Annotated in this window: 18 protein-coding genes; 4 read left to right on the forward strand and 14 right to left on the reverse strand. The window is 63.8% G+C overall.

Going from position 1 to position 23,180, the window contains the following annotated elements; genetic code table 11:
* Positions 1–162 precede the first annotated feature (162 nt).
* From ACNAOU_RS21890 to ACNAOU_RS21910, 5 genes are all read right to left on the reverse strand, one after another.
* Positions 163–852, reverse strand: a complete 690-nt coding sequence (locus ACNAOU_RS21890) for a response regulator (RefSeq protein WP_018778518.1) — start codon at positions 850–852, stop codon at positions 163–165.
* Positions 849–2,138: a sensor histidine kinase gene (locus ACNAOU_RS21895; protein WP_354628483.1), complete on the reverse strand. Its 1,290-nt coding sequence runs from the start codon at positions 2,136–2,138 to the stop codon at positions 849–851. Before ACNAOU_RS21895 ends, ACNAOU_RS21890 begins: the two co-directional genes overlap by 4 nt.
* Positions 2,139–2,164: 26 nt before the next feature.
* On the reverse strand, positions 2,165–3,064 hold the full coding sequence (locus tag ACNAOU_RS21900) for an ABC transporter permease (protein ID WP_422757745.1): 900 nt from the start codon (positions 3,062–3,064) through the stop codon (positions 2,165–2,167).
* Positions 3,065–3,069: 5 nt separating this feature from the next.
* Positions 3,070–4,011 (reverse strand): ABC transporter ATP-binding protein, encoded by a 942-nt coding sequence (locus tag ACNAOU_RS21905; protein WP_018778515.1) that lies wholly within the window; start codon positions 4,009–4,011, stop codon positions 3,070–3,072.
* Between the two features lie 154 nt (positions 4,012–4,165).
* Complete coding sequence (locus tag ACNAOU_RS21910) at positions 4,166–5,671, reverse strand: bifunctional phosphatase PAP2/diacylglycerol kinase family protein (RefSeq protein ID WP_422757746.1); 1,506 nt, start codon at positions 5,669–5,671, stop codon at positions 4,166–4,168.
* Between the two features lie 55 nt (positions 5,672–5,726).
* On the opposite strand from ACNAOU_RS21910, the gene ACNAOU_RS21915 reads away from it, so the two are divergent.
* Positions 5,727–6,431, forward strand: coding sequence for a phosphatase PAP2 family protein (locus tag ACNAOU_RS21915; protein ID WP_422757747.1), 705 nt, complete (start codon positions 5,727–5,729; stop codon positions 6,429–6,431).
* Here ACNAOU_RS21915 and ACNAOU_RS21920 read toward each other — a convergent pair.
* The 8 genes from ACNAOU_RS21920 to ACNAOU_RS21955 form a co-directional block, all read right to left on the reverse strand.
* Positions 6,376–7,563, reverse strand: a complete 1,188-nt coding sequence (locus tag ACNAOU_RS21920) for an MFS transporter (protein ID WP_422757748.1) — start codon at positions 7,561–7,563, stop codon at positions 6,376–6,378. The two genes, ACNAOU_RS21915 and ACNAOU_RS21920, sit on opposite strands and share 56 nt — an antisense overlap.
* Positions 7,560–8,327 carry a DeoR/GlpR family DNA-binding transcription regulator gene (locus tag ACNAOU_RS21925; protein WP_079582545.1) on the reverse strand — a complete coding sequence of 256 codons (768 nt, stop codon included), beginning with the start codon at positions 8,325–8,327 and terminating at the stop codon, positions 7,560–7,562. Before ACNAOU_RS21925 ends, ACNAOU_RS21920 begins: the two co-directional genes overlap by 4 nt.
* A 666-nt stretch (positions 8,328–8,993) precedes the next feature.
* Positions 8,994–10,676, reverse strand: a complete 1,683-nt coding sequence (locus ACNAOU_RS21930; protein WP_055976759.1) for an ABC-F family ATP-binding cassette domain-containing protein — start codon at positions 10,674–10,676, stop codon at positions 8,994–8,996.
* Between the two features lie 68 nt (positions 10,677–10,744).
* Positions 10,745–12,001 carry an FAD-dependent oxidoreductase gene (locus ACNAOU_RS21935; RefSeq protein WP_422757749.1) on the reverse strand — a complete coding sequence of 419 codons (1,257 nt, stop codon included), beginning with the start codon at positions 11,999–12,001 and terminating at the stop codon, positions 10,745–10,747.
* Between the two features lie 15 nt (positions 12,002–12,016).
* Positions 12,017–13,996 (reverse strand): penicillin-binding transpeptidase domain-containing protein, encoded by a 1,980-nt coding sequence (locus ACNAOU_RS21940; RefSeq protein WP_422757750.1) that lies wholly within the window; start codon positions 13,994–13,996, stop codon positions 12,017–12,019.
* 118 nt (positions 13,997–14,114) lie between these two features.
* Positions 14,115–17,963 (reverse strand): NPCBM/NEW2 domain-containing protein, encoded by a 3,849-nt coding sequence (locus ACNAOU_RS21945; RefSeq protein WP_422757752.1) that lies wholly within the window; start codon positions 17,961–17,963, stop codon positions 14,115–14,117.
* 150 nt (positions 17,964–18,113) lie between these two features.
* Entirely contained in the window at positions 18,114–18,770 is a 657-nt protein-coding gene (locus ACNAOU_RS21950) for a response regulator (protein ID WP_281445512.1), read from the reverse strand.
* On the reverse strand, positions 18,767–20,047 hold the full coding sequence (locus ACNAOU_RS21955) for a sensor histidine kinase (RefSeq protein WP_422757753.1): 1,281 nt from the start codon (positions 20,045–20,047) through the stop codon (positions 18,767–18,769). The genes ACNAOU_RS21950 and ACNAOU_RS21955 overlap by 4 nt, the downstream gene beginning before the upstream one ends.
* A gap of 193 nt (positions 20,048–20,240) precedes the next feature.
* Here ACNAOU_RS21955 and ACNAOU_RS21960 point away from each other — a divergent pair, with 193 nt between their 5' ends.
* Together ACNAOU_RS21960 and ACNAOU_RS21965 are read left to right on the forward strand one after the other, a co-directional pair.
* A complete protein-coding gene (locus ACNAOU_RS21960) occupies positions 20,241–21,317 on the forward strand; it encodes an ABC transporter permease (RefSeq protein WP_422757754.1) in 1,077 nt (358 codons plus the stop codon).
* 24 nt (positions 21,318–21,341) lie between these two features.
* Positions 21,342–22,043: an ABC transporter ATP-binding protein gene (locus ACNAOU_RS21965; RefSeq protein WP_422757755.1), complete on the forward strand. Its 702-nt coding sequence runs from the start codon at positions 21,342–21,344 to the stop codon at positions 22,041–22,043.
* Positions 22,044–22,090: 47 nt separating this feature from the next.
* On the opposite strand, the gene ACNAOU_RS21970 is transcribed toward ACNAOU_RS21965, so the two are convergent.
* Positions 22,091–22,489, reverse strand: coding sequence for a winged helix-turn-helix transcriptional regulator (locus ACNAOU_RS21970; RefSeq protein ID WP_055976736.1), 399 nt, complete (start codon positions 22,487–22,489; stop codon positions 22,091–22,093).
* Between the two features lie 83 nt (positions 22,490–22,572).
* Here ACNAOU_RS21970 and ACNAOU_RS21975 point away from each other — a divergent pair, with 83 nt between their 5' ends.
* Positions 22,573–23,178 (forward strand): NAD(P)-dependent oxidoreductase, encoded by a 606-nt coding sequence (locus ACNAOU_RS21975; RefSeq protein ID WP_018778500.1) that lies wholly within the window; start codon positions 22,573–22,575, stop codon positions 23,176–23,178.
* The last annotated feature ends 2 nt before the right edge of the window (positions 23,179–23,180 follow it).

The raw sequence follows: 23,180 nt of genomic DNA on the forward strand, positions 1-23,180 counted from the left end.
GATGCGATCGGGACGCCTGGGACTTCCTGCGCGGGGGAGCCGGAGGCGCGCTTGTAGTGACGAAGGTAACACAGAATCAGCTCAAATAGTCATTAAAAACATTTATGAATGTCTATAACGCACATCTTGTGAGGAAAGTGGGCCCGGACCGGGCCCGCTGCATCAGTAGTCCGGGTTGCTCGGCACCACCAGTCCGGTCTCGTAGGCGTAGACAACCACCTGCACGCGATCCCGCAGCTGCAGCTTGCTCAGGATCCGGCGGACGTGCGTCTTCACAGTGGCCTCGGAGAGGAAGAACTTATGGGCGATCTCCGCATTGGACAGACCCTCGGCGATGGTCGTGAGGATTTCGGTTTCGCGCGGCGTGAGTTCGCCAAGCAAGGGATCCCGGTGGGGTGCGGGCGAATGGCCCGGCACTGCACCGCCCCGGACATACGTCTCTAGGAGCCGCTGCGTTACACGCGGGGCGACGACGGCGTCACCGCTCGCCACGAGCCGCACCGCATGGACGAGCTCTACCGGGGCAACGTCCTTGAGGAGGAAGGCAGAGGCTCCGGCCTGCAAACCGGTGAAGGCGTACTCATCGAGGTCGAACGTGGTCAGGATGATGACCCGCGCTTCCGAACCTGAATCGGAGATACGCCGCGTTGCCTCGATCCCGTCCATGGTGGGCATTCGGACGTCCATCAGCACCACGTCAGGTTGCAAGGCTTCGACCTGGCGGACGGCTTCAGCGCCATCGGACGCCTCGCCCACTACATGGAAGTCTTCTTCGCCTTCCAGAATGAGTCGGAAGCCCATCCTGAGCAGCGGCTGGTCGTCCACGAGCAGCACTTTGATGTCATTGGTCATGATTCCCCCTTGTCGCCGTTCCAGTGGAGGTCGGCGTGGACCGCCCAACCGCCTCTTTTGCCTGGACCGGCAGTAACGATTCCAGCATAGATTCCAGCGCGTTCATTCATTCCGGCAATGCCCAGCCCTGTGCCCAGGCTGCCAATCGATTCGCTGCCACCGTCCCTGGTTCCGCGTCCGTCGTCGAGGACATCAATGGTGACCACATCGCCGTCGCGGGCCACCTGGACGTCTACCCGGCTCAACGAGCGTCCGTAACGCAGCACGTTGGTCAGGGATTCCTGCACGATCCTGTAGACGGTGAGCTCGAATGCCGGGTCAGCTGGCAACGCCGGCCCTGTGTGGGCATAGTGCAGTGGCAGGCCGGCCGTGCGGAAGCCCTCCAGGAGCTTGGCCAGGTTGTACCCGGACTCAAGCGGCGTAAGCGGGGCCGGCCGGCCTGAATCATCACGTAGAACCCCCAGAACACGCCGCATATCCGCCAGGGCGGTGCGTCCGGTCCGCGAGAGTTCGCCAAGCACCTCGCCGGCACGTTCCGGATCCTTCTTGACCACAACTGCCGCACCATCCGAAAGACTGATCATGACCGTCAAAGAGTGGGCGACGACGTCGTGCATTTCGCGGGCGATGCGGTTGCGTTCGGTGACCTTGCCCAGCCGCGTGGTCCGGGCGGCCCAGGCAGCGATCTCCGCTTCGTGTTCCCGTCGCTGGCGAACCGAAATGCCAATGCCCGTGGCCAGCAGGTTCGACAACATGATGGTGACCGCCGTGGCGATGTTGTTGATGAGGTGGAAATTCTCCGGGACGTCCTGAAGCGTGTCCATCTGGGCCGGGCTAGTCCACATGAACAGGTAAAGCAGGCTCAGGGGCAGGCTTGCGGCGATAAAGACCGCAAACGTGATCCCGCGCTTCCGGAGGGAAGCCACCGCATAAAGGGCGAACCACAGGCCTGCCGAAACGTTGGAGCCCCAAGGGTTCAGGATGGTCGCCGAGATTTCCAGCAGGGCCACGGCCAGGACCACCTGGAGCGGGAACTGCCTCCTGAAGGCCAATGCCAAGGCAATAAGGAGCAGTATGGCCACCACGAGCCATTTGCCCTCACCGATCGAGGCGACGATGGTGGGCAACGCCAACAACACGTAGCAAAGCACCACCACGGCGTCCATGGCACGGGGACGCGTGAAGAAGTACCGCCGGATCCTGCCCCGGCGGCGTTGGGCAATTTCAGCGAAGGACGCGTCGGCCACGGCGGCCGGCGCGTCCTTCATCTGTGGAGCTTCAGTCATGAATTGAGCCTAGAGGGCACGTCGGCCTAGACGTCGCGCTTCTTGATCACGATCATGGCCGGAATCAGGAAGACCAGCACGTAGCCCAGGAAGATCAACCCACCCTGCCACGGGTCGATGACGCCGTCGGTGTGACCGATGGAAAGGAACCTGCCACCAGCCTCGCTGGGAATGTACTGCGGCACGTACTTCCAGAAGTCGCCCGGCACCAGTGAAAGGAAGCCGGACGCGATCGACAGTACGAAGAACAATGCGACAAGTACGGTCACGCCACCGGCCGAGTTGCGCAGGAGGGTTCCCAACGAAAGACCGATCAAAGCTACGCCGGCAACATACAGGCCACCGGTGAAGATGCTGTACAGGACACCGTCAGTGGACCACGTCAGATCAATATCCAGGCCCTGGAAGACGGGCATGGCGATGAGGAATGTCAATACGGCGGCAATGGTGGTGATGACGTAGGAGAGGACCACCAGAAGCAGCGCCTTGGCCGCGAAGGCCGGAATGCGCTTGGGAACTGCGTTCATGGTTGAACGGATCATGCCGGTGGCGTACTCGGACGAAATGAAGAGCACGGCCAGCGATCCAAGGACCAAGGTGCCGATCTGGATGCCGGCATTGGGCAGGTTGTAGAGGTCGAATCCGGACCCCGGCGGGAAGGATTTCGTCAGCATCTCGCCGGTGACGGGCTGGCCGGCATCCTTGGCCTGCTTGATCATCTGGTCAAGGAAGGTGAAGCGGATCAAAACGGCAAGGGCACCCACGCCCACTGTGGCAATAAGAGTCACAGCGAGCAGGATCACGGTGGACGTCAGTGAGCGGAGCTTGATCCACTCCGACTTGACTACTCCCCCAAAAGTAACGCCGCGGACCCCGGCCGATGCGTGGGCCGGTGCTTTGGTGCGGTTTTCAGTCATGGTGCTCATTGTCCTTACTTTCCTTCCGGGGCGGCAGAGACAGGCTCACCGGACATATGGGATTGGTACTCCACTTCGTCCTTGGTGAGATTGAAGTAGGCATCTTCCAGCGAGGAAACCTGCGGCGTCAGTTCGTAGACCAGCACGTTGTTGTCCAGGGCAACCTGGGCGATCTCACGCGGTTGCAGACCCACCACTTCCAGGGTCTCCGTCTGGCTCTGGTCCACCCGGACACCGTCTCCCACAAGCAAGGCCGACAGCTGGCTGGCAGCCGAGGTACGAACCAACGTTTTGGCCTGCTGGGCTCCGGCGATGATGTCCTGCACAGGAGCATCCGCGATGATCCTGCCCCGGCCGATCACAATCAGGTGGTCGGCGGTCTGCGCCATTTCGCTCATCAAGTGCGACGAAAGGAAAACGGTCTTGCCCTGGCTGGCCAGGTACTTGACCAGATTGCGCACCCACAGCACGCCTTCAGGATCGAGTCCGTTGACGGGCTCGTCCAGGATGAGGGTCTGAGGGTCACCGAGGAGTGCGGCCGCGATGCCGAGGCGCTGGCCCATACCCAGCGAGAATCCTCCGGCCTTCTTCTTCGCCACGGCGCCGAGCCCGGTCATCTCAATAACCTCGTGAACGCGGGCGGTAGGAATGCTGTGCGTTGCAGCCATGGCCAGCAGGTGGTTGTAGGCACTGCGGCTGGTGTGGACAGCCTTGGCATCCAGCAAGGCACCTACCTGGTGCAGGGGAGCCTTGTGCTGCGCATAATGCAGGCCGTTGACCGTGACGTCGCCCGATGTGGGAGAGTCAAGCCCCATGATCATGCGCATCGTGGTGGACTTGCCGGCACCGTTCGGGCCCAGGAAGCCCGTCACCCGTCCAGCCTGGACAGTGAAACTGACACCGCCGACGGCAGTTTTCTGGCCGTAGACCTTAGTCAGGCCCTTTGCTTCGATCATGGAAGCGTTCCCCTCCTCGGAGCACATAAATGTGCAGGTGAGTTTTGAATGTACTCACCACGCTACTCAGGGAGGCCGCCCAAATCGCCTGTCTCAGGGATGATTCAGGGTTCAGTCAGGGTAGTCCTACCGGATGACCCCCGGTCAGTCCGCTTCAGTCAGCCACGGGAAGCGACGAGTACACGCGCAGGACGCGAGGCTTCACCGTGAAGGTAGCCGAGCGGACTCCAGGCGTAGGTTCACCGTCGACGGCCAGCACCAACGGCTGCCCAATGGCTTCGACGGTAATCTCTGTAGCCTCGGCAAGGTGGGTGACCTTCGAGGCCGACACGGTGCCGGTAACGACGGCCCACAGCAAACGCGCACGTGCGAATGGTTCGTCCGCCGTGATCATGCGGAGGTCGAACACACCATCATCAAGCACAGGGCGGCGGATGGGCGCATGGTCGCTGGGATAGAACCTTCCCCTGCCCATGTAGAGAATCCAGAGCTTGTGCTTTTGTCCGTTCACCGTGAGCGTGGTGGGGGAATTCACGCCGAAGGTCCGGAGCGATGCCACCACACTGGCGAGCGGCTTGCCCATGGCCGGCTGCAGGCGCTCACGCCGCCTGACCAGATTGGGGTACACGCCCACACTCGCCGTATTCAGCATGGCCAGCTCCGAGGTCTCCGGCTTCTCAGCAAGGCCGCGCTGGACAACAACATGCCCCAGGTCCACGGACGCTGCGAAACCATTGGTCAAGGCGTCCAGGACATCCTCGATCGAACGGGCGCCGAGGTCACGCGCGAAGTGGTTCAGCGTCCCTCCCGGCAGAACCGCCAGAGGGAGTGAATGTTCGACGGCGGCAGCAACCGCCGCTCCCACCGTTCCGTCGCCGCCCCATACGCCCAGCGCTACGGTTCCGGGCCGGGTTGCTGCGGCCTTGACCTCTTCGGCGACATCCTCCCCTTCGGAAATCTCTCGTATATAAGCCTTGGGGAATACTCGTCGCAGCAGTTCTCCGGTTTCGGGGGAGTAGGACCCGCCCAGGACGTTGACCGCGATACTCAGCCCCTCGCCGTCGTGAATTGCCGGAACCTCAGCGGGGGTGCGGCGGGGAGTCGGCTCCGCCGGGCGGGCAGGCCACCACTTACGCGTGAGAAATGCGGCGCCGGCACCCAAAGCCGAGCCAAAGACGACGTCGGATGGCCAGTGGGCACCCGTGTGCACCCGCGAGTAGGCCACCCCCACGGCGATGGGCGCCAATGCAACCCCTATCGCAGGCGAGACGATTCCTGCGCCCACCGCGAAGGCCACAGCGGACGCAGAGTGGCCGGATGGCATCGAAGAGCTTGTGGGCTGCGGATTCACGAACCGGAACAACGGCAGATGTTCAGGAAGCGGCCGCCTGCGGGGCAAAGCCCGCTTGAAAATGACGTTGGTAACGCCGGAAGCAACACCCAGTGCGAGCAAGCCATGGAGCGCCGCCCTGCGGGGTTTCCCTGGAACCGTCGCCATGATCCCGGCAATGCCGAACCACAGCTTGCCTTTCGTCGCCGCGGACGAAAGCCGCCGGAAGAAGACGTCATGGTCGCCCTGCGGTTGCCGGGAAACAGCCCGCACCAGGAAGTGGTCGAGTTTGACAACACGTTTGGGACCTTTGCCCACGAAGCCTCGCATCCCTTCACAGTATCGCCTGCCGGTACTGCAGGGCCGCCATGGCTACGATGAGTTGATGATTCGCGTCCTGACTCCCCGAAGGCAACCGGACTGGAAGCTGCTTGCCCCTGGAATATTGCTGCTGTGTGCGTTTGTGGTTCCGGGAGTCATGATCCTGGCAGGACAGGGCCAACCTGCCTTCAACAGCGTAGACACCTGGTGGCAGGCCTTCTCCTTTACGTTGCACTCTCCCTTCTGGGATGGCGTCAACGGGATCCTCAACTGGGTGGGCTACGTGGGGATGCTGTCGGCCCAGGGAGTGCTGGCCCTCGCCTTGGTGGCTTGGAAACGTCCGGTGACGGCGTTATTCGTTGCGGGCTCCGGAATAGCCACACTGGCGCTCACCCAGCTGGCCAAAGTCGTAGTAGGCCGGGAAAGGCCGGTGGGGGCCAAGGTCCTCACCGATACCGGTTCATACCCTTCCGGGCATGTATCCGCCACCACCGCATTCCTGGTGGTTCTGGCTGTCCTCGCCGGCCGCTGGTGGATGACGACATTGGCCGCATTGGGCATCATCGCCATGATGGTCAGCCGGACATATCTCTCCGCGCACTGGCTGAGCGATGTCCTGGGCGGTGCCTGCCTGGCCGCCGGCTTGGTGCTCTTGGCGTGGTGGCGACTCCGGGACGTATGCATTCGGGAGAATGCTTTGACGGATGGCAGGACTATTTGGGCGGCAAGGGCTTCGCGACACCGGCAAGCAGGAGAGCCAGCAGAATAGGCGCCCCAATGGCCAGCAAGGCCAGGTGGATTCCTGTTTGGTCTCCCAAGTAGCCCAGCAGTGGCGGCCCTGCCAGGAAGGCAATGTAGCCGATGGTGGAAACTACGGAGACCCTGGCAGCGGCGTGTTTGGGATCATCGGCAGCCGCAGACATACCCATGGGGAAGGCCAGCGCCGCCCCAATGCCCCAGAGAGCCGCGCCGACTCCGGCCAAAACCACGTTGCCCGCAAATACGAACAGGGCCAGGCCCAAGGCGGCTGCGGCCATGCTGGCGCGGAGAACGGCTACCCGGCCAAACTTGTCGATCGCCTTGCCGCCCAGGAACCGCATGATGGTCATGGCCAGGACAAACAGGGCGAACAGCAAAGCGCCGGTGGACTCTGAAGCACCCAGCCCGTCCACGGCCGCCTTGGCGATCCAGTCATTGCCCGCACCCTCGGTGAGCGTGGCACCCAGGACCACGACGCCGATCAGAAGCGTCCTGCCATCCCGCCAAGCCGTGGGACCCTTGGCGGCCGACCCGCCGCCGTCGTGAATTTCCACCGCTTCATGCGGCAAAAAGTACTTGGGGACGGTCAGGGCCAACGCGACAGCGACGGCGGCGATGACCAGCAAGTGCTCGGGCAGGCCGACTCCCAGTTGGGACAACCCCGCACCGATCAGCGCGCCGAGGAAGGCCCCGCCGCTGAATGCTGCGTGGAACTGCGGCATGATGGTCCGATCAAGCCGGTGTTCGACGTCGGCGCCTTCAATGTTCTGGGCTACGTCCCACAGGCCAATGCCGATGCCGAAGAAGAAGAGCGCTATGGCTGCGGCCGGCACGGACGCGGCCATCAGGGAGAACGCAATTGCCGCACCCGCGGCTCCTGCCACGATGCCGGCCAACCGAACCGTGTTCGCCGTGCCGATCCGGCCCACCACCCAACCCGCAGACGGCAGCGCCAGCAACGAGCCAACCGCGGTGCAGAGCAAGAGCGTGCCCATCTGGCCGGACGTGAGGTTGAGCGCTTCGGTCACAGCCGGAATGCGGGCTGCCCAACTGGCGAAGACCAGACCGTTCATGCCGAAGATCAGGAACGTCGCCACTGCCGCGGCCCTGACGTTGGTGGTGCTTCTGGTGTTGGTGGTCATGCAATCACAACTTCCACGGAGAGTTTGTTGAGCTGGGCAAGGTCTTCGGGGGATGGTTCCAGGTCCGTCACGATGACGTCCACGCTGTCCATCGCGGCAACCAGGGCCCTGGCGCCGGCATTCCATTTGCTTCCCGCGGCCGCGACGATCACGCGCGACGCCGACTCCAGACCGGCACGCTTCACGGCGGCGTCATCGAGGTCGTGAGCCAGCAGGCCGTCTTTGAGGTTGAGCGCGCAAGGGGTTACGACGGCGGTGTCGAACCTAAGCGAGCGGACGTTGGCTTCCGCCATGGGTCCCCTGAAAGACTGCTCACCCGGGGTGAACCGGCCACCTGGGAGGATGAGTTCAGGAGCCCGGCCCTCCGAGGATTGCGTGAGGGCTTGGACGCCGTGCAAGGACATCGGCATGACCGTGAGCTCTCGTGTGCTGAGCCGGCGTGCGATTTCCGTGGCAGTGGATCCGCTGTCCAGCCACACGTGTTCGCGATCCCTGATGAGTCCATCCACGGCTTTGGCTATGCGGGCTTTGGCCTCGTGGTCCTCGAGTTCGCGCTGCCCGTAGCCGGGGTTCTCTCCACGGGCCAGGAGGCTGCGGGCACCCCCGTGCACTCGCTTGAGCACACCGTTGGCTGCCAGGATCTCGAGGTCGCGGCGGATGGTCGCCCCGGAAGCTCCGGTGGTTGAGACCAGTTCGTCGACGGTTACTTCTTCTTGTCCGCGCAGCAGTTCGGCGATGAGCCTGTGGCGGTCAGTGGTTCCCATGCCTCCACGGTAGCAGGGGTGTGCTCACTTAATCATGTGATGTGATCATTTGCGCACAATCGCTCGCTCACATCCCACTCCCTTCATGCCAACGCTTGCTCACATCCCACACCCTTCACACCAACGCTCGCTCACACCCCACACCCTTCACACCAACGCTTGCTCACATCCCACACCCTTCAACCCAACCCTCACCCACACCCCACACCCTTCAACCCAACCCTCACCCACACCCCACACCCTTCAACCCAACCCTCCCTCACATCCCACGCCCTTCAACCCAACCCTCGCTCAGTGACCACCCGCTGGTGATCGGGTAGCGGCCAACTAGGAAGCCAGCTCAAGCTCTCGCGCCGGGACGTGAGCAAGCGTCCACCCGAAACGCTCGTTACGTAAGCAAGCGTCCACCCGAAAGGCCTGCTACGTGAACAAGCATCCCCCCGAAAGGCCTGCTACGTGAGCAAGCGTCCCCCCGAAAGGCGCGGAACGTGAGCAAGCGTCCCCCCGAAAGGCGCGGAACGTGAGCAAGCGTCCACCCGAAAGGCGCGGAACGTGAGCAAGCATCCGCCCGAAAGGCTCGTTACGTGAACAAGCGTCCCCCCGAAAGGCGCGGAACGTGAGCAAGCGTCCACCCGAAAGGCGCGGAACGTGAGGAAGCGTCCGGTGTCAGCGGGCGCGCTCTACCCGCTTTTCGTCCCACACGGGCTCTTCGGATTCGTACACCTTGCCGTCGGACCCGAAGATCAGGAAGCGGTCGAAGGACTTGGCGAACCAACGGTCGTGCGTGACGGCCAGGACGGTTCCCTCGAACGCGTCGATGGCACGCTCCAAGGCTTCGCCTGAGTGGAGGTCCAGGTTGTCCGTGGGCTCATCCAGCAGAAGGAGCGTGGCACCGGACAGCTGGAGCAGCAGGATCTGGAAACGTGCCTGCTGGCCACCGGACAAGGACTCGTATTTCTGCTCCGACTGACCCGCCAGGCCATAGGAATCCAAGGCTCCTGCCGCAGCTTCACGCGGAAGGCCCGAACGGTGTTCATCGCCGCGGTGCAGAATTTCCAGCAACGTCCGGCCCAGCAGATCCGGACGGACATGCGTCTGGGCGAAGAACCCGGGCCGGATGCGTGCCCCCAGTTTCACCGACCCTTCGTGCGGGACTTCCGCGATGACGACGTCGGACACCGGCAGGTGCTCCCGCTCCGGATCCGTGCCGCCGGTCGCGAGAAGACGCAGGAAGTGGCTCTTGCCCGAACCGTTGGAGCCCAGGACGCCCACCCGGTCCCCGAACCAGATCTCCGTGGAGAACGGCTTCATGAGCCCGGTCAGTTCCAGCTTCTCTGCAACGACGGCCCGCTTGGCGGTGCGGCCACCCTTGAGCCGCATCTTCACGTTCTGCTCGATGGGCAGGGCCTCCGGCGGCCCGGCCTCCAGGAACTTCGCAAGGCGGGTCTGCGCTGCCTGGTACCTGTTGGCCATGTCGGAGCGGAAAGCCGCCTTGTTCTTGTACATGTTGACGAGTTCCTTGAGCTTGATGTGCTCCTCGTCCCAGCGTTTGCGGAGTTCCTCGAACCGGGCGTTACGGTCTGCGCGCGCTTCGACGTAGGAGCCGAAACCTCCACCGTGGATCCAAGCGCCGGCACCGTTGATGCCCGGCTCCAGTGTCACGATACGGCCGGCGGCGTTGTTGAGAAGCTCGCGGTCGTGGCTGATGAAGAGCACGGTCTTCTTGGACTCGTTGAGCTTGCCTTCCAGCCATCGCTTGCCGGGCACGTCAAGGTAGTTGTCCGGTTCGTCCAGGAGCAGGAGCTCGTCCGGCCCGGCGAACAGCGCTTCCAACACCAGGCGCTTCTGCTCGCCGCCCGACAGCGTGGAAGCACGGCGGAACTGGGCTTTATCGAAGGAAATCCCCAAAGCGGCCATGCACACTTCGTCCCAGACGGTCTCGACGTCGTATCCGCCGGCATCGCCCCAGTCCACGATCGCCTGCGCGTACTTCATCTGCGTGGGTTCGTCGTCGTGCTCCATCATGGCCAATTCGGCTTCTTCCACCGCCTTGGCTGCTGCTGCGAGCCCGGCCTGCGCAGTGGAAACCAGGAGGTCGCGGACGGTGGATTCGTCGCGGACCTGGCCCACGAACTGCCGCATGATGCCCATGTTGCCCGAGCGGCCCACGGCACCTTCATCAGGAGTGAGGTCTCCGGCGATGATCTTGAACAGTGTGGTCTTGCCTGTTCCGTTGGGTCCGATCAGCGCCGTTTTGGTGCCGTCGGGGACCTTGAAGGTCACACCGTTGAGCAGCTGGGTGCCGTCGGAGAGGAAGTAGTCGATGCCGGAAACGTCAATATGGGCCACGTTTCAATCCTCCCACGCCGGGGTATTAACGCCCGACGGCGGCAATTGGCTTAGGCGTCGACGCAGCGTTACGGCTTTCGCCTGGCAAAGTCCGGAGCATGCTCGGGGCGCGGTCCAAAGGCGATCATGCGGGCGGGAAGCTTGGGAAAACCGCGCAGGTGCCGGGCCATCAGGACCAGGATCCTGGGTGGCTTGGGCTGTTTGCCGGCCATCACCCGGGCAAAGATGGCGCGATGCAGCCCCCTCTGGAACGTCTGGACAATCACGGTGGGCAGCCAACGCCGCTCCTGGACGGCGGCGAGGTGGCCGTCGTCGAGTGTTCCACTGAGCAGCGGTGAGGCAATAAAGCGCGCTGCCGCCACGGCGTCCTGCACCGCGAGGTTGATTCCCACGCCTCCGGCCGGGGACATGGCATGCGCGGCGTCGCCAATCAAGAGCAGGCCCGGCTGATGCCAGCGGGCCAAGCGGTTGAGCTTCACATCCAGCAGGTGAAGCTCGTCGACAGACCCGATGGTGTCTACGCGGTCGGCTAGATCCGGCCGCAGCCGCGCAACCCTGGCCCGGAAGGCTTCCACGCCCTCAGCCCGGAGCTGGGGATCCAAGCCCTTCGCGGCCAGATAGGCGATCTGGTGGTAGTCCTTGCGGGTGAGGCTCAGCAGGACGTCGGAGCTGCCGAAACGCGGCGCTATGGATGCCACTGGCTCATCCTCGTCGGCCGTGCGGGGGAGCCGGAACCACCAGGTGTCGAACGGCACCGGGTATTCGTGGGGAGCCAGTCCGGCCCGCTGCCGCAGCACCGAACCCCGGCCATCGCACGCCACAGTCAGGGTGGCCATCAGTTCGCCGCTGTCCAGCGGGGAGCCGGTCAGCGGGTCCCTGGTCCGGTACGCCACACCCGTCACTGCCCCCGAAGAGTCCCGCAGCAGGTCCGTGACCTCGGTATTCATCCGCAGCGTAAAGGTGGGTTCCTGCCCGGCAGCTGCCACCAGGAAATTAAGCAGGTCCCACTGGGGAACCATCGCCACATAGTTGTAGGGCTCTTTAAGGAGTCCGAAATCGGCCAGCACCACCGAGCGACCCCCGGCAACAGGCAACCGGAAGTTCTCCAGCCGGCTCTGCGGCAGGGCCCTGAAGCCTTCTCCCAAACCCAACTCGTCCAGGAGCCGGACGGTGGACGCATGGACCGTGTCGCCCCTGAAATCCCGGAGGAAGTCGGCGTGTTTTTCCAAGACAGTGACTTGCACACCGGCCCGGGTAAGCAGCAGCCCCAGCATTATCCCGGCCGGACCTCCGCCGACCACCACGCACTGGGTACTGCCTGTCATGGGTTCTCCTCCGGATCAGCCCGCCGCGGTCAGGAACGTTTTCAGCAACGGCCCACTGGTGGTGGCACCCAGTCCGCCGTCTTCAACAAACACGGCAACTGCCAGGTCCCCGTGGGTGGCAACAATCCACGCGTGGGTCTTGGGCGGGTTGTCATTACCGAATTCGGCGGTGCCCGTCTTTGCCCCGACCGGTGCACCCGGCACTGCGGCAAGGAAACCGGCGTGGCCCGAGGTTACTACCGCCCGCATCATGTCGGACAGGGCAGCCGATTCCTCCTTGGTGATCGGCTTGGTGGATGCCGGCGAGGCAGGCAGCGCGCTGGCCGTCGCGGAGTCCGGCGACGGCGTGGCGGAGCTGCTTTCCGTGGGAGCGGCAGTGGAGGTGGTGGCCGGCACGGCGTCGCCATTGAGCACCAGTTGCGGTGAGACGGGGGCACCGTTGGCCACCGAAGCTGCCATGACAGCGGCCGAGAGGGGCGAGAAGAGCACCTTGCCCTGGCCAATCATGGAGGCGGCGTGCTCCGTACCCTCAGCAGCACCGGGAACGGAACCCAGGAACGCGTCAGCACCGAGTTTGGGGGCTTCAACAGCCACACCAAGAGCCTGGGCCGCGGATTCCAACTGGTCCTGGCTGACGGTGTCACGGGCGTTGATGAAGGCAGTGTTGCAGGAGTGGGCAAACGCATCCCTCAGGGCAACTGAACCCAGCGAGCTTTCCGGATACCCCTCCGCGTTCTTGAAGGTCCGACCGTCAACAGTCAGCGTCGGCGGGCACTCGACCTTGGAATCGGGGGTTGCACCGTTCCGGAACATCGCCAGGGAGTCAACAATCTTGAAGGTGGATCCTGGCGCGTACTGGCCCAGCATTGCAGTGTTGTAGCCGTTGCTCCCCGGCCCGGAGGCGGCGGCTAGCACGGCGCCCGTGGAGGGTCGGAGGGCAACTATGGCCGACGCCGGGCCAACGCCAGCAAGGGTTTCCTCGGCCAGTTGCTGCAGTTTCAGGTCAAGGGTTGTCTTGAGGGTGGTGCCGGGAGCGGGGAGTGAGGAAAAGAACACCTTGGTGCCGGGCGTTTCCCCTTCAGCTTTGGCCTTGGTGCTCGCAATGACCTCAACACCGTCCTTGCCGCGGAGCAGGGTGTCGTACTTCTGCTGCAGGCCGCCGGTTCCCGTGGTGTCACCGGCACGCAAGGTGCCGTTGGACTTTTCAATCTGCTCCGCGCTGGCCTGGCCAACGCTTCCGAGCAGTGCACGTGCAAAGGTCCGCGTTGGTGCGAGGGCCATCGAATCCAGGATGCTGGCACCACCGGGAATGGCCTTGATCTTGGCCTCCGTGATATCCGTCGTGTAAGCCCTGAGAACCAGTCCTTCCACAAATGCCTGCGGGCCGGACGCAGCAACCTGCTTGGCGTATTCCTCAACGTCCAAGCCCAGCAGGGCAGCCATCGCACGCGCTGAAGCATCCGCTTGTTCCGCTGGAATCTTGGTCTTGTCGATGCCGACCCGGAAGACGGGCCGGTCCTCCACAATAGGGGCATCCCCGGCGCCCAGGATCTGGCCGCGCTGGGCAGGAACGGTCTTGACGGAAAGAGTTTCGCCATCGGAAAGCTCCGGTGCCAGCAAAGCAGGGCTCCATTGAACCGCCCACTTGTCACCGGACTTCTTCAAGGTGGCCTCGGAACTGTACTCCCACTTGGCCGAGCCGATGTTCCAGCTGTAGTTAAGAGGGAAAGTGGCGGTGTCGCCGTCGAGCTTGACGTCACCGGACTGCACCGACGGCTTGGCGTCGAGTCCTTCGAAAACTGCCTTGAGCTGGTCGTTGGCCGCGGCAGCATCCTTGCCCTCAACGGCGAGCTGGCCGACGTCGAGCGCCGACAGCGAGGAGGCGAGCTGCTTGGCGGCTCCCTCAGCGCCCGAACGGCCGTCGTCGCAAGCGGTCAGCGAGCCTGCCAGCACAATCGTGGCCAGACCAAGAATCAAAGTACGTGTTTTCCCCATTTGCCACATTATGCCCGGTTACCCTGACACTTTCTTGTCATGGCCGGCAGCCGGACGGCCGCCGCCTGCCACCCCGGGGAGGAGCGGCAAGCGACGGCCGTCTGTTTGCAACGTCAGGCTAGGGAGCGCAGGTGAACTTTGCATCACCCCAGACACCATGTGCTCCGTTGATGGAACCGGACGGGTCAACGACCAGCTCCACGTAGGCCGCGCCCGTCAGGTCGACGGACACCGATTCCGGAGCGAATCCCGGCGTATACGTGCGCGACTGGTACTTGTTCACCCCGTCGGCGTTGACCTTGAAGATGATGTTGCCGCCGAAACCGCTTTCAAGGCCCACCTGGGACGTAAATGAAGTGCACTTGCCACCCAGGTAATAGGTGATCTTGGAGGCAGCGTGGACGCCCAGGCCCTTGGAGAAAACGGGTTGCTGACCGGTGGCGGGATCGGTGTAGTTGATGGCCAACGGCTTGTCCGGGGACGACGCGGAGTCCTTGTTGGCCACGTTCTTGCCGATCACCCCGTAGCCGTTGAGTGCCTGGACCCACGGCGTTTCCGAGGCGTACACCGCTCCATGCGGTACGTCCGGCAACGGCTGCGAGGTGACTTTCCAGTCGAAGAACTTCACCCGGGTGTCGGTGGGCAAGGTGACGGAGGCCAGTTCCTTGGTGGGGTTGAGCCGGACCGTGTTGGAGAATGCCTGGTACTTGTATTGCGTGTACTCCGGCGACGGACCGTTGGCGTTGTTGCGGCCTTGTTCGGAAACTGCGAGCAGGGCGCCATTCAGTACTGAGGGCTGCAGCCAGTTCGGGAAAAAGATGGACTGTTTCTCCGTGGAGCCATCAGCGTACGTCAAGGTCAACGTGGGGCTCGTTCCATTGCCCACCGCGGCCGAACCGAGGACAGCCAAATGCGTTCCCTTGCCCTTCACGGCGATGGTCTGCGCGGACAGCGCCACCGAGTTGGGAACATCGGGTCCCACGGCCGGCCAGGTGTAATCGACCTGGGTCGGCTTTCCCGCATCCACCGTCACGGTGCTGCCCGGCCGTACTCCGCCTGCCGGAACCGTAGCGGCAGCCAGCTGCTCGGCAGCGAAGGTGGCCCCTCCGCCGTCGAAGTTCCCGAGTGCCTTGCCGGCCACCGTGGTGACGGAGACGGTGTTGTAGGCCGCGGCCAAGGACCCGTAAGCGACGTAGATCTGGTTGCCGCCGGTCCCCGATTGGGTTGAGCCGGAAGCAGCGTACGACGCCGATACCCGCACAGTCTGTTGCCCCGCCTTCGCGCTGGGGCCGGGTTTGATGACGAAAGTGGCCGTGCTTGTAGCGCCGCCTTCAACCTTGGCCGCCGTCGCGCCGGAGGACGAGACAACAGTCCAACCCTCGGGAAGAACCGGGGTGAGGACCACATTGCTCTTGGCCTTGGTTCCGGTGTTCACGAATGCCGCGGTGACGGTTGTTTCCTGGTCCTGGAAGACCTGCTGGCCGGTGGTCACGCGGACTTCCGCAGCGGTGTCTTCCTGGCTCTTGCCGCCGAGCGGACCTGCCTGCTGGAGCTGGACCGTCGCGGACTGGTTGGAGGCGATGGAGCCCGTCTTCACCCAAATGGTGCCGTTGTTGGCTTCATCGAAGTACCAGCCGGTTGTAGCAGCCGCGTAGGAAGCCTGGGTGATGTGCTGGGTGAGTTTGGTGCCACCGATCTTGACGTCCTTGGGAGCAGCACCGGCGTGGACCTTCAGTTCGTAGGGGCGGGCTGCGGCCTTGCCGGTGTATTCGCCCTTGCGTTCACCGATGGACACCTTGACGCTGCTGTTGCCGGTACCGGGAGCGTCCACGGAGAAGAGCTGGCTGGAGGACTTGCCGTCCTTGAATTCGCGGGTGACCTTGTCATCCTCATAGAGCGTGAAGGTGTCCTGGCCCTTGGCGTAGACGTCCAAGGTGATCATGGAGTCTTCCGGGACCAAGGACGCATTGCGGGCCACGATGCCTTGCGGGATCACCGCTCCGGCACGAACGAATACAGGCAGCTTGTCCAGGGGTGCGTTGTAGCCGTTGAGGATCTGGCCGCCCTGGTAGAGCTTGCCGGTCCAGTAGTCCACCCACTGCTGTCCTGCCGGGAGGAAGATTCCGTTGCGGACGTCGGTCTGGGTGAAGACCGGTGCCACCAGGAAATCGGACCCAAGCATGAACTGGTTGTTCGCTTCGGCCCCGTAGGACCACTGCTGGTCAGGGAATTCGAGGGCCATGGAGCGCATCATGGAGACGCCGGTGGTGGAGGATTCCTGCGCCAAGGAGTAGATGAAGGGCATGAGTTGCTGGCGGAGCTGCAGGTATTGGCGGTTGATGGCTGTTGCCTCATCGCCGTAGAGCCACGGGCGCTTGTCCGTCGCGGCCCAGCCGGACATGGAGTACAGCGCCGGAGCGAAGGCTTTCCACTGGAGGTCGCGGACGTAGGACTCGGCGGACCCGCCAAAGATGCCGTCAACGTCGCCGGTGGTGAATGCCAGGCCCGAGTTGCCTGCGCCGGTGAGGGCCGAGACCTGCCAGCGGACGGCGTCGAGGTTTCCTGAATGGTCACCCGTCCACTGCATGCCGCACCGCTGGGAGCCGGCCCAGCCTTCCACCATCAGGGAGGTGCCGCGGGCGTTCGAGTACTGCTCGATACCACCGTGGGCAGCCTCGCAGCCCGTGAGGGCCTGGCGGTAGCCTTGGCCCACCCATGCGACGTCCAGCTTGCGGAGCCGGACTCCGGCCTCGCCCACTTCATATTCCTGGTTGGTGAGGGAGCGTTGCGTCCAGAGGCCAACCTTGAGGTCGGTTTCGTCCTCGATGTTGCTCACGGTTTCCGGGAGTTGCTGGTACTCGCAGCCGTAGCCGTCGTTGACCAGCATCCAGCCGGCAGGCATGTCGTTCTCCACGAACTTCCGTGCGGTCTTGATGGCGTCGGGAGTTTTCTGCTTGGCGCCGTCCGGATCGCCGTAACCGGAGGACGAATAGCCCGGATTTGAGCGGTTGTAGCAGTCAGCGTCGCCATATTCCAGGGCGTAGACCGGTGGCATCATCGGCTTGCCGGTCAGCGTGGTGTATGCGCCCAGGGACTGCTTGTAATCGCCCACGAAGTAGTAGGCGTCAAAACGCTTTTCCTCATGCGTAGTGGTCGGTTCGCCCGCGAAATTGTAGGAGCCGCGGGCAAACGTGTCGCGGAGGACGCCGTAGCCCTTGGAGGACATGTAATACGGCACGGCGTTGGGGTAGCCGTCGTCGTCCCAGTCGAAGTTCTTGGCGATGTTGATCAGTGCGCCGGTGTGGACGGAGCGGCCATTCTGCATGCCGCCGCCGATGAATTGTTCACCGTCCTGCTGCGCAAGGTGCTGGGTGGCCGAATTTGCCCCAAAGGTGATGGGAGCGGACTCTTCCAGGACCAGGGAACCGTCAGCCCTGACGACGCGGAGCTGGGTGGAGGCTTTGTTGATCTCGACGCTGATTTTTGCAGTTTTCAGGACCAGCCAGTCGCCGTCGGTGACCGTGGGCGTGGTGCCAGGGAACTTGTCTTTGCCCACCACGATGTTGGCGGTCCTGGCCGGATCGCCTTGGTCGGTATTGGCCGGGTCCGTGAATTTTCCGCTGGGATCGGCTTCCAAACGGAAGTTACCGTCGTCCAGGAACGTGACGCGGATGGCACCCTTTTCGGTGGAGAGGTCGACGACGTGGCCGGACTGGGTAAAGCCGGTCACCGCCCCGAGGGGTACTCCGGCAGCATCGACGGGTACTTCCGGGGTAACGGCTTTGATCGCCGCGGGATCACCGGGTGCGGCATTGGCGGCGGCGGCAAAGGTGAGGACGGGGATGGTTCCTGCGAGAAGCAGCGAGGCGAGGCCGAGGGATGCGACCTTCCTGGCTAACGAGTTTTTTCTAGTGCGTCCGAAGCTGTTGGGGGCAGCTCCGGACAGACCCAAGGAGGGTGCGGACATGTGAGCCAACTTTCGACGAGTGACAGTTTGTGATCTAACTCATAGCGAAACGTGCACTAATCGTCACTGTTGAAAAGCAAAAGGTCAACCGTTTCACCAAAACTGCTTTCCTCACCAGGGGACTGCCGGGCGGGTGCCTGGCGCCGGAAGTCAGTGCCCGCGGATGATCCGGCGCTGCGTTGCCGTCGCGATGGCTGCCGTCCGGTTGTCCACACCCAACTTGGAATAGATGTGGACCAAATGTGTCTTCACAGTGGCCTCGGAAATAAAGAGTTGCTTGGCGATGGCCCTGTTGCTCATGCCGGTGGCGAGCAATTCCAACAGTTGGACTTCCCTGCCGCTCAGCACGGGTGAGGGATTCCTGATCCGCCCCATCAATCGCGCCGCTACTTCCGGTGCCAGTGCGGTCTGGCCGGCAGCGGCCGAAAGCACGGCCTGCCGGATCTGTTCCGGCGGCGCATCCTTCAGCATGTAACCACTGGCGCCTGCCTCCACAGCGGCGAGGATGTCGGCGTCGGTGTCGTAAGTGGTCAAAATCAGCACGGGCGGCGGGGGAGTCCCGCCTTCACCGGCTTTGATCTTTTCCGTGGCCGTCACCCCGTCCATGCCACTGCCCATTTGCAGGTCCATGAGCACCAGGTCCACCGGCTCGCCGAGGGTGTGGAGCTTGCTCAACTCCGCCAGTGCGGCGTCACCGTCAGCGGCCTCCGCCACCACGCTCACCCCTGGGAAGTCGCTCAGCATGGCCCGAAGCCCGGCCCTGACCACTGGGTGGTCATCCACCAACAACACCCGGATTCCGGTCACGCCGCCCCCTCCCCGGTTGGCAAAGGTACGCGGATGGCCACCACCGTGCCTTCACCCGGGGCCGACTCCAGATCCAGCCTGCCATCGAGCGCCGCCAGCCGTTCGCGCAGGCTCAGAAGCCCGACACCGGTACCGTCGCCGCGCGCGGCGCCGGTCGCCGTCGTGGGTTCGAAACCGACGCCGTCGTCGAAGATGTCCAGCGTCACTTCGGAACCCGGGAAGGAGAGAGTGACGACGGCGGCACGCGCCTTCGCATGCGCCCAGACGTTCGCGAGAGAGGCCTGGGCGGCCCGAAGCAGGGTGGTCTGGTAGGTGTTGGGAAGCTCGACGGGCGTGCCCACCAGTTCGAAGCGGCAGCGCAAGGCTGTTCCCCTTGCCGCCGCCTCGGTTTCGGTCTTTTCGCAGAGGCGGCGCAGGGTGTCCACCAAGCCCGAGTGCTCCAGGTCCGGCGACCGCAGCCCCCGCACGAAACTGCGCGCCTCCGCCAGGTTGGCCGAAGCTGTCTCCTGGACAATCCTCAACTGTTCCTTCGCCGTCTCGGTATTTCCGCCGTCCAGGGCCTTCTCGGCGGACCGCCCCATGAGGACGATGCTGGAGAAGCCCTGCGCCAGGGTGTCGTGGATTTCGCGGGCCAGTCGTTCGCGCTCGGCCAGCATGCCGGCGTCGTGCTGTGTTTGTGCCAACGCGTCGCGGGTCCGGCGCAGTTCCTCGGCGACTAGACGCTGGTTTTCCGCCTCCAGGAACAATGCCCGGTACGCCAGGCCGGTCACGACGGCGAAAGCCGCACCGAACACGGGACCCAGCACCATGGCCAGCTGCAGGCCGCCGTCCGCGGAGCCCCTGCCGTGGAACCACAAAGCACCCACCAACAGCGCGGTGCTCAGCCCGATCGCGGGCAGTGCCAGGCGCCGCGGAAGCAGGTGGAGCTGCAGGAAGAACAGCGGGAAGGCCACCCAGGCGAAGTCCGCACTGACCAGCAGCAAGAGCAGCCACAGCATCATGACGGCGGCCAGCCACCAGAGAGCGTAGGGCGTTGGGTTGAACCTGGAGGGGTCACTGGCGTGCCGTTTCTCCAGCACTGTCCCCGCGAGGTACACCAAGGCCAGCAAAGCCGAAAGCCCCAAACCGGCGGTCACTGCGAGGGGTGATGGCGCACCGGCAGAGCCCAGGCCGCCCAGCAGCCGGACGATTGCCACGAGCAAGAGCACGGCGAAACCAACGTGAAGGCACACGCGCAGGACCCGGAGGATCGTGGTGGCGCCGGTGGGGGACTGCATGCCTTCCAGCGTATCCCCGCCCCTCGCCCGGCCAGCCCGATATTCCGTCCAGGACATACAAATCAACCTTTCGGTTGACTCCCGGTTCAACCTCCCGGCGCCAGCCAATCCATCCGGCTCACGATGTCCGCGGGGCCCATCGCCGGAAGAGTTGAAGGCAACGGAACAAGCCCGCAACAACAGAAGGAATCCGATGTTTCTCGCCATCCGCGACATTCGTTTCGCCAAAGGCCGGTTCGCCCTCATGGGCAGCGTGGTTGCGCTCATCACGCTGCTGCTCGTCATGCTGTCCGGCCTGACCGCGGGATTGGGCAACCAGTCCACGTCAGCCATAGCGGCCTTGCCCGCGCAGCAGATCGTTTTCGGCGCACCGGCAGGCGGCGAACCGAAAGCGTCTTACACGGAATCGGAAGTTTCCACCGCCCAGCTTCAGACCTGGCGTGACCAGCAGGGCGTGAAATCCGCACAGGCGCTGGGCATCAGCCAGTCGCGGGTCCAATCCCTGGCCGACGGCGGCAGCCCCAGTGGCACGGCGAACGTGGCCGTATTCGGTGGTTCGGAAGCTCCATCCGCTGTGGAGGACGGGACCGTAGTCGTGGGCAAGACCTTGGCGAAGGAGCTCAGTCTGGCGAAGGGCAGCCGGCTCCGTGTGGGCGGCACCGACCTGACGGTCTCCGACATTGTGGAGGACCAGTGGTACTCGCACACCGGCGTCGTCTGGACCACGCTCGATACCTGGCGCGCTGTCGCCCACGCCGCACCTGGGACGGCAACTGTCCTCACCGTGACGTACGACGACGCTTCCGTCAGCGTCGATGCCGCCAATGCGGCCGCCGGTACGGTCAGCGCCGACCCCACCGCTTCCTTCCAGGCCTTGGCATCGTACAAGAGCGAAAACGGCTCGCTGCTCCTCATGCAGGCGTTCCTCTACGGCATTTCCGCCCTCGTGATCGTGGCCTTTCTGACGGTGTGGACAGTGCAGCGCACCAGGGACATTGCCGTGCTCAAGGCCTTGGGTGCATCCTCCGGCTACGTTCTGCGGGATGCCCTGGCGCAGGCAGCGCTCGTGTTGCTGGCAGGGGCAGCTGTCGGAGGCTCAGTTGGCTTGGCCGGTGGAATCCTGGCCGCCCAAGCAGCACCTTTCCTTGTCACCCCGCTCACCACGTTGCTGCCGGTGGCAGGGATCGTCGTCCTCGGGCTCGCCGGTGCCGTCCTGGCTGTCCGCAAAGTCACCACCGTGGACCCTTTGCTGGCCCTCGGCGGCAACTAACACATTCTTCGAAAGGCATACATCATGAATTCCGCACTGACCCTCGTGAACGTTTCGCTCGAATACCCGGACGGCGGCTCCACCCTCAAAGCGCTGGATAGCGTGGATTTGGGCGTCGGCAGGGGTGAATTCCTGTCCCTCGTGGGGCCATCAGGCTCGGGCAAGTCCTCACTCCTGGCTGTTGCCGCAACATTGGTCAAGCCCACCGCCGGCCTGGTGGTCATCGACGGGCAGGATGTCTCCGGCTTGAAGGATTCGGACCGCACAGAGCTCCGCCGGGACAAAGTGGGCATCATCTTCCAGCAACCCAACCTGCTGCCGGCGCTGACCGCCGTCGAGCAGTTGCTCATCCGCGAGCATCTGCGCGGCAACGCCGTGAAGGAGGCCCGCCGCGCGGCGGAGGAGCTCCTGGATGTGGTGGGCCTGTCAGCAGCGATGCATAAAAGGCCGCACCAGTTGTCCGGCGGGCAGCGTCAACGGGTGAATATCGCCCGGGCGCTGATGGGGAGTCCCACGGTGCTGCTGGTAGATGAGCCCACGGCTGCGCTTGACCACGAACGGAGCGAGTCAATCGTCCGGCTCCTGCGCCGTGTCACTGACGAGTTCCGGACGGCGACGGTCATGGTCACTCACGACACCGAGTTCCTGCCCCTGACCGACGCAGTTGCCACCATGCGGGACGGACGGATCAGCCGCGCATCGGTTCCGTCGACCCAACCCAACTAGGGACAACAAACGTCCCAACAGGGCCTCATTGGATCAAGTGCCGTCCCCTAGTTAGGGGAGCCGAGGAGGGCCTGGTCCTGTGCGTCGTCGTATGCCTCCCGGGCTTCCATGATGGTGGGGACATGGCTCTCGGCCCACTCACGCAGGAGCGACAACGGCTGCAGGAGGGACTCACCCATGGGCGTGAGCTGGTAGTCCACGCGCGGCGGCACCTGAGCGTAGACCGTCCTGGTGATGAGGCCGTCGCGTTCCAAGGCGCGCAGCGTTTGGGTCAGTACCTTGGGCGTCACCACATTCACCATCTTGCGCAGTTCCGAAAAACGCACGGGACCGTCGCCGAGCACCTGGATCACCAGCGAGGCCCATTTGTCTCCGATGCGCTGAAAGATCACGCGCGACGGGCAATTGGGATCCAGGATGTTCGCGGGGAGGTCTTTAGTATCCATGAGGTAACTGAGTTCCTTTGAAGCTATCGGTATCCAATAGATACCTTTGTCTTATTGCAAGGATACCAACCTCAAGGAGAGCTATGAAAATCGCAGTCTACGGCGCAACGGGCATGGTCGGCAGCCAGATCGTCAACGAATCCATCACCCGTGGCCACGAGGTCACCGCTATCTCCCGCAAGGGCTCAGAGGTTCCCGGCGCTTCCGCCCGGGCCGCAGACCAGGCCGACGGCCAGACGTTCGCGTCCATCGCGAAGGACCACGACGTCGTTGTGCTGGCGACGGGTCCCAGCCGCACCGGCGGCGACCATGCAGAATGGTTGGATGCCATGGCTACTGCTTACAGCAATGCCGAAGGCACCCGTTTGATGATCGTGGGCGGCGCCGGCACCCTGGAAGTCGATGGCGTCCGCCTCCTCGACTCCCCGGATTTCCCGGAAGCCTACAAGGCTGAAGCCACCACCGCAGCCAAGGCCCTTGAGGCCGTGAAGCAGTCCCCTGAATCCCTCGACTGGACCGTTCTGGCACCGGCACCCGTTATCCAGCCGGGCGAGCGTACGGGCGAATACACCGTGGCCAAGGACTCCCCGGCCGGCAACACCATCTCCACCCAGGACTACGCCGTGGCCATGCTGGACGAGATCGAAAGCCCGGCACACCGCCGCGCCCGCTTCACGGCCGCCAACTAACC

Origin of the sequence: Paenarthrobacter sp. C1 (assembly GCF_049315185.1) — a bacterium.
Lineage (GTDB): Bacteria > Actinomycetota > Actinomycetes > Actinomycetales > Micrococcaceae > Arthrobacter > Arthrobacter nicotinovorans.

Coding starts and splice junctions, on each gene's coding strand:
- ACNAOU_RS21920 (WP_422757748.1), bottom strand. CDS start 7,563: ATGACCACCAACACCAGAAGCACCACCAACGTCAGGGCCGCGGCAGTG.
- ACNAOU_RS21940 (WP_422757750.1), bottom strand. CDS start 13,996: ATGGGGAAAACACGTACTTTGATTCTTGGTCTGGCCACGATTGTGCTG.
- ACNAOU_RS21900 (WP_422757745.1), bottom strand. CDS start 3,064: ATGAGCACCATGACTGAAAACCGCACCAAAGCACCGGCCCACGCATCG.
- ACNAOU_RS21955 (WP_422757753.1), bottom strand. CDS start 20,047: ATGCAGTCCCCCACCGGCGCCACCACGATCCTCCGGGTCCTGCGCGTG.
- ACNAOU_RS21905 (WP_018778515.1), bottom strand. CDS start 4,011: ATGATCGAAGCAAAGGGCCTGACTAAGGTCTACGGCCAGAAAACTGCC.
- ACNAOU_RS21915 (WP_422757747.1), top strand. CDS start 5,727: ATGATTCGCGTCCTGACTCCCCGAAGGCAACCGGACTGGAAGCTGCTT.
- ACNAOU_RS21965 (WP_422757755.1), top strand. CDS start 21,342: ATGAATTCCGCACTGACCCTCGTGAACGTTTCGCTCGAATACCCGGAC.
- ACNAOU_RS21910 (WP_422757746.1), bottom strand. CDS start 5,671: ATGCGAGGCTTCGTGGGCAAAGGTCCCAAACGTGTTGTCAAACTCGAC.
- ACNAOU_RS21925 (WP_079582545.1), bottom strand. CDS start 8,327: ATGGGAACCACTGACCGCCACAGGCTCATCGCCGAACTGCTGCGCGGA.
- ACNAOU_RS21960 (WP_422757754.1), top strand. CDS start 20,241: ATGTTTCTCGCCATCCGCGACATTCGTTTCGCCAAAGGCCGGTTCGCC.
- ACNAOU_RS21895 (WP_354628483.1), bottom strand. CDS start 2,138: ATGACTGAAGCTCCACAGATGAAGGACGCGCCGGCCGCCGTGGCCGAC.
- ACNAOU_RS21945 (WP_422757752.1), bottom strand. CDS start 17,963: ATGTCCGCACCCTCCTTGGGTCTGTCCGGAGCTGCCCCCAACAGCTTC.
- ACNAOU_RS21890 (WP_018778518.1), bottom strand. CDS start 852: ATGACCAATGACATCAAAGTGCTGCTCGTGGACGACCAGCCGCTGCTC.
- ACNAOU_RS21970 (WP_055976736.1), bottom strand. CDS start 22,489: ATGGATACTAAAGACCTCCCCGCGAACATCCTGGATCCCAATTGCCCG.
- ACNAOU_RS21975 (WP_018778500.1), top strand. CDS start 22,573: ATGAAAATCGCAGTCTACGGCGCAACGGGCATGGTCGGCAGCCAGATC.
- ACNAOU_RS21935 (WP_422757749.1), bottom strand. CDS start 12,001: ATGACAGGCAGTACCCAGTGCGTGGTGGTCGGCGGAGGTCCGGCCGGG.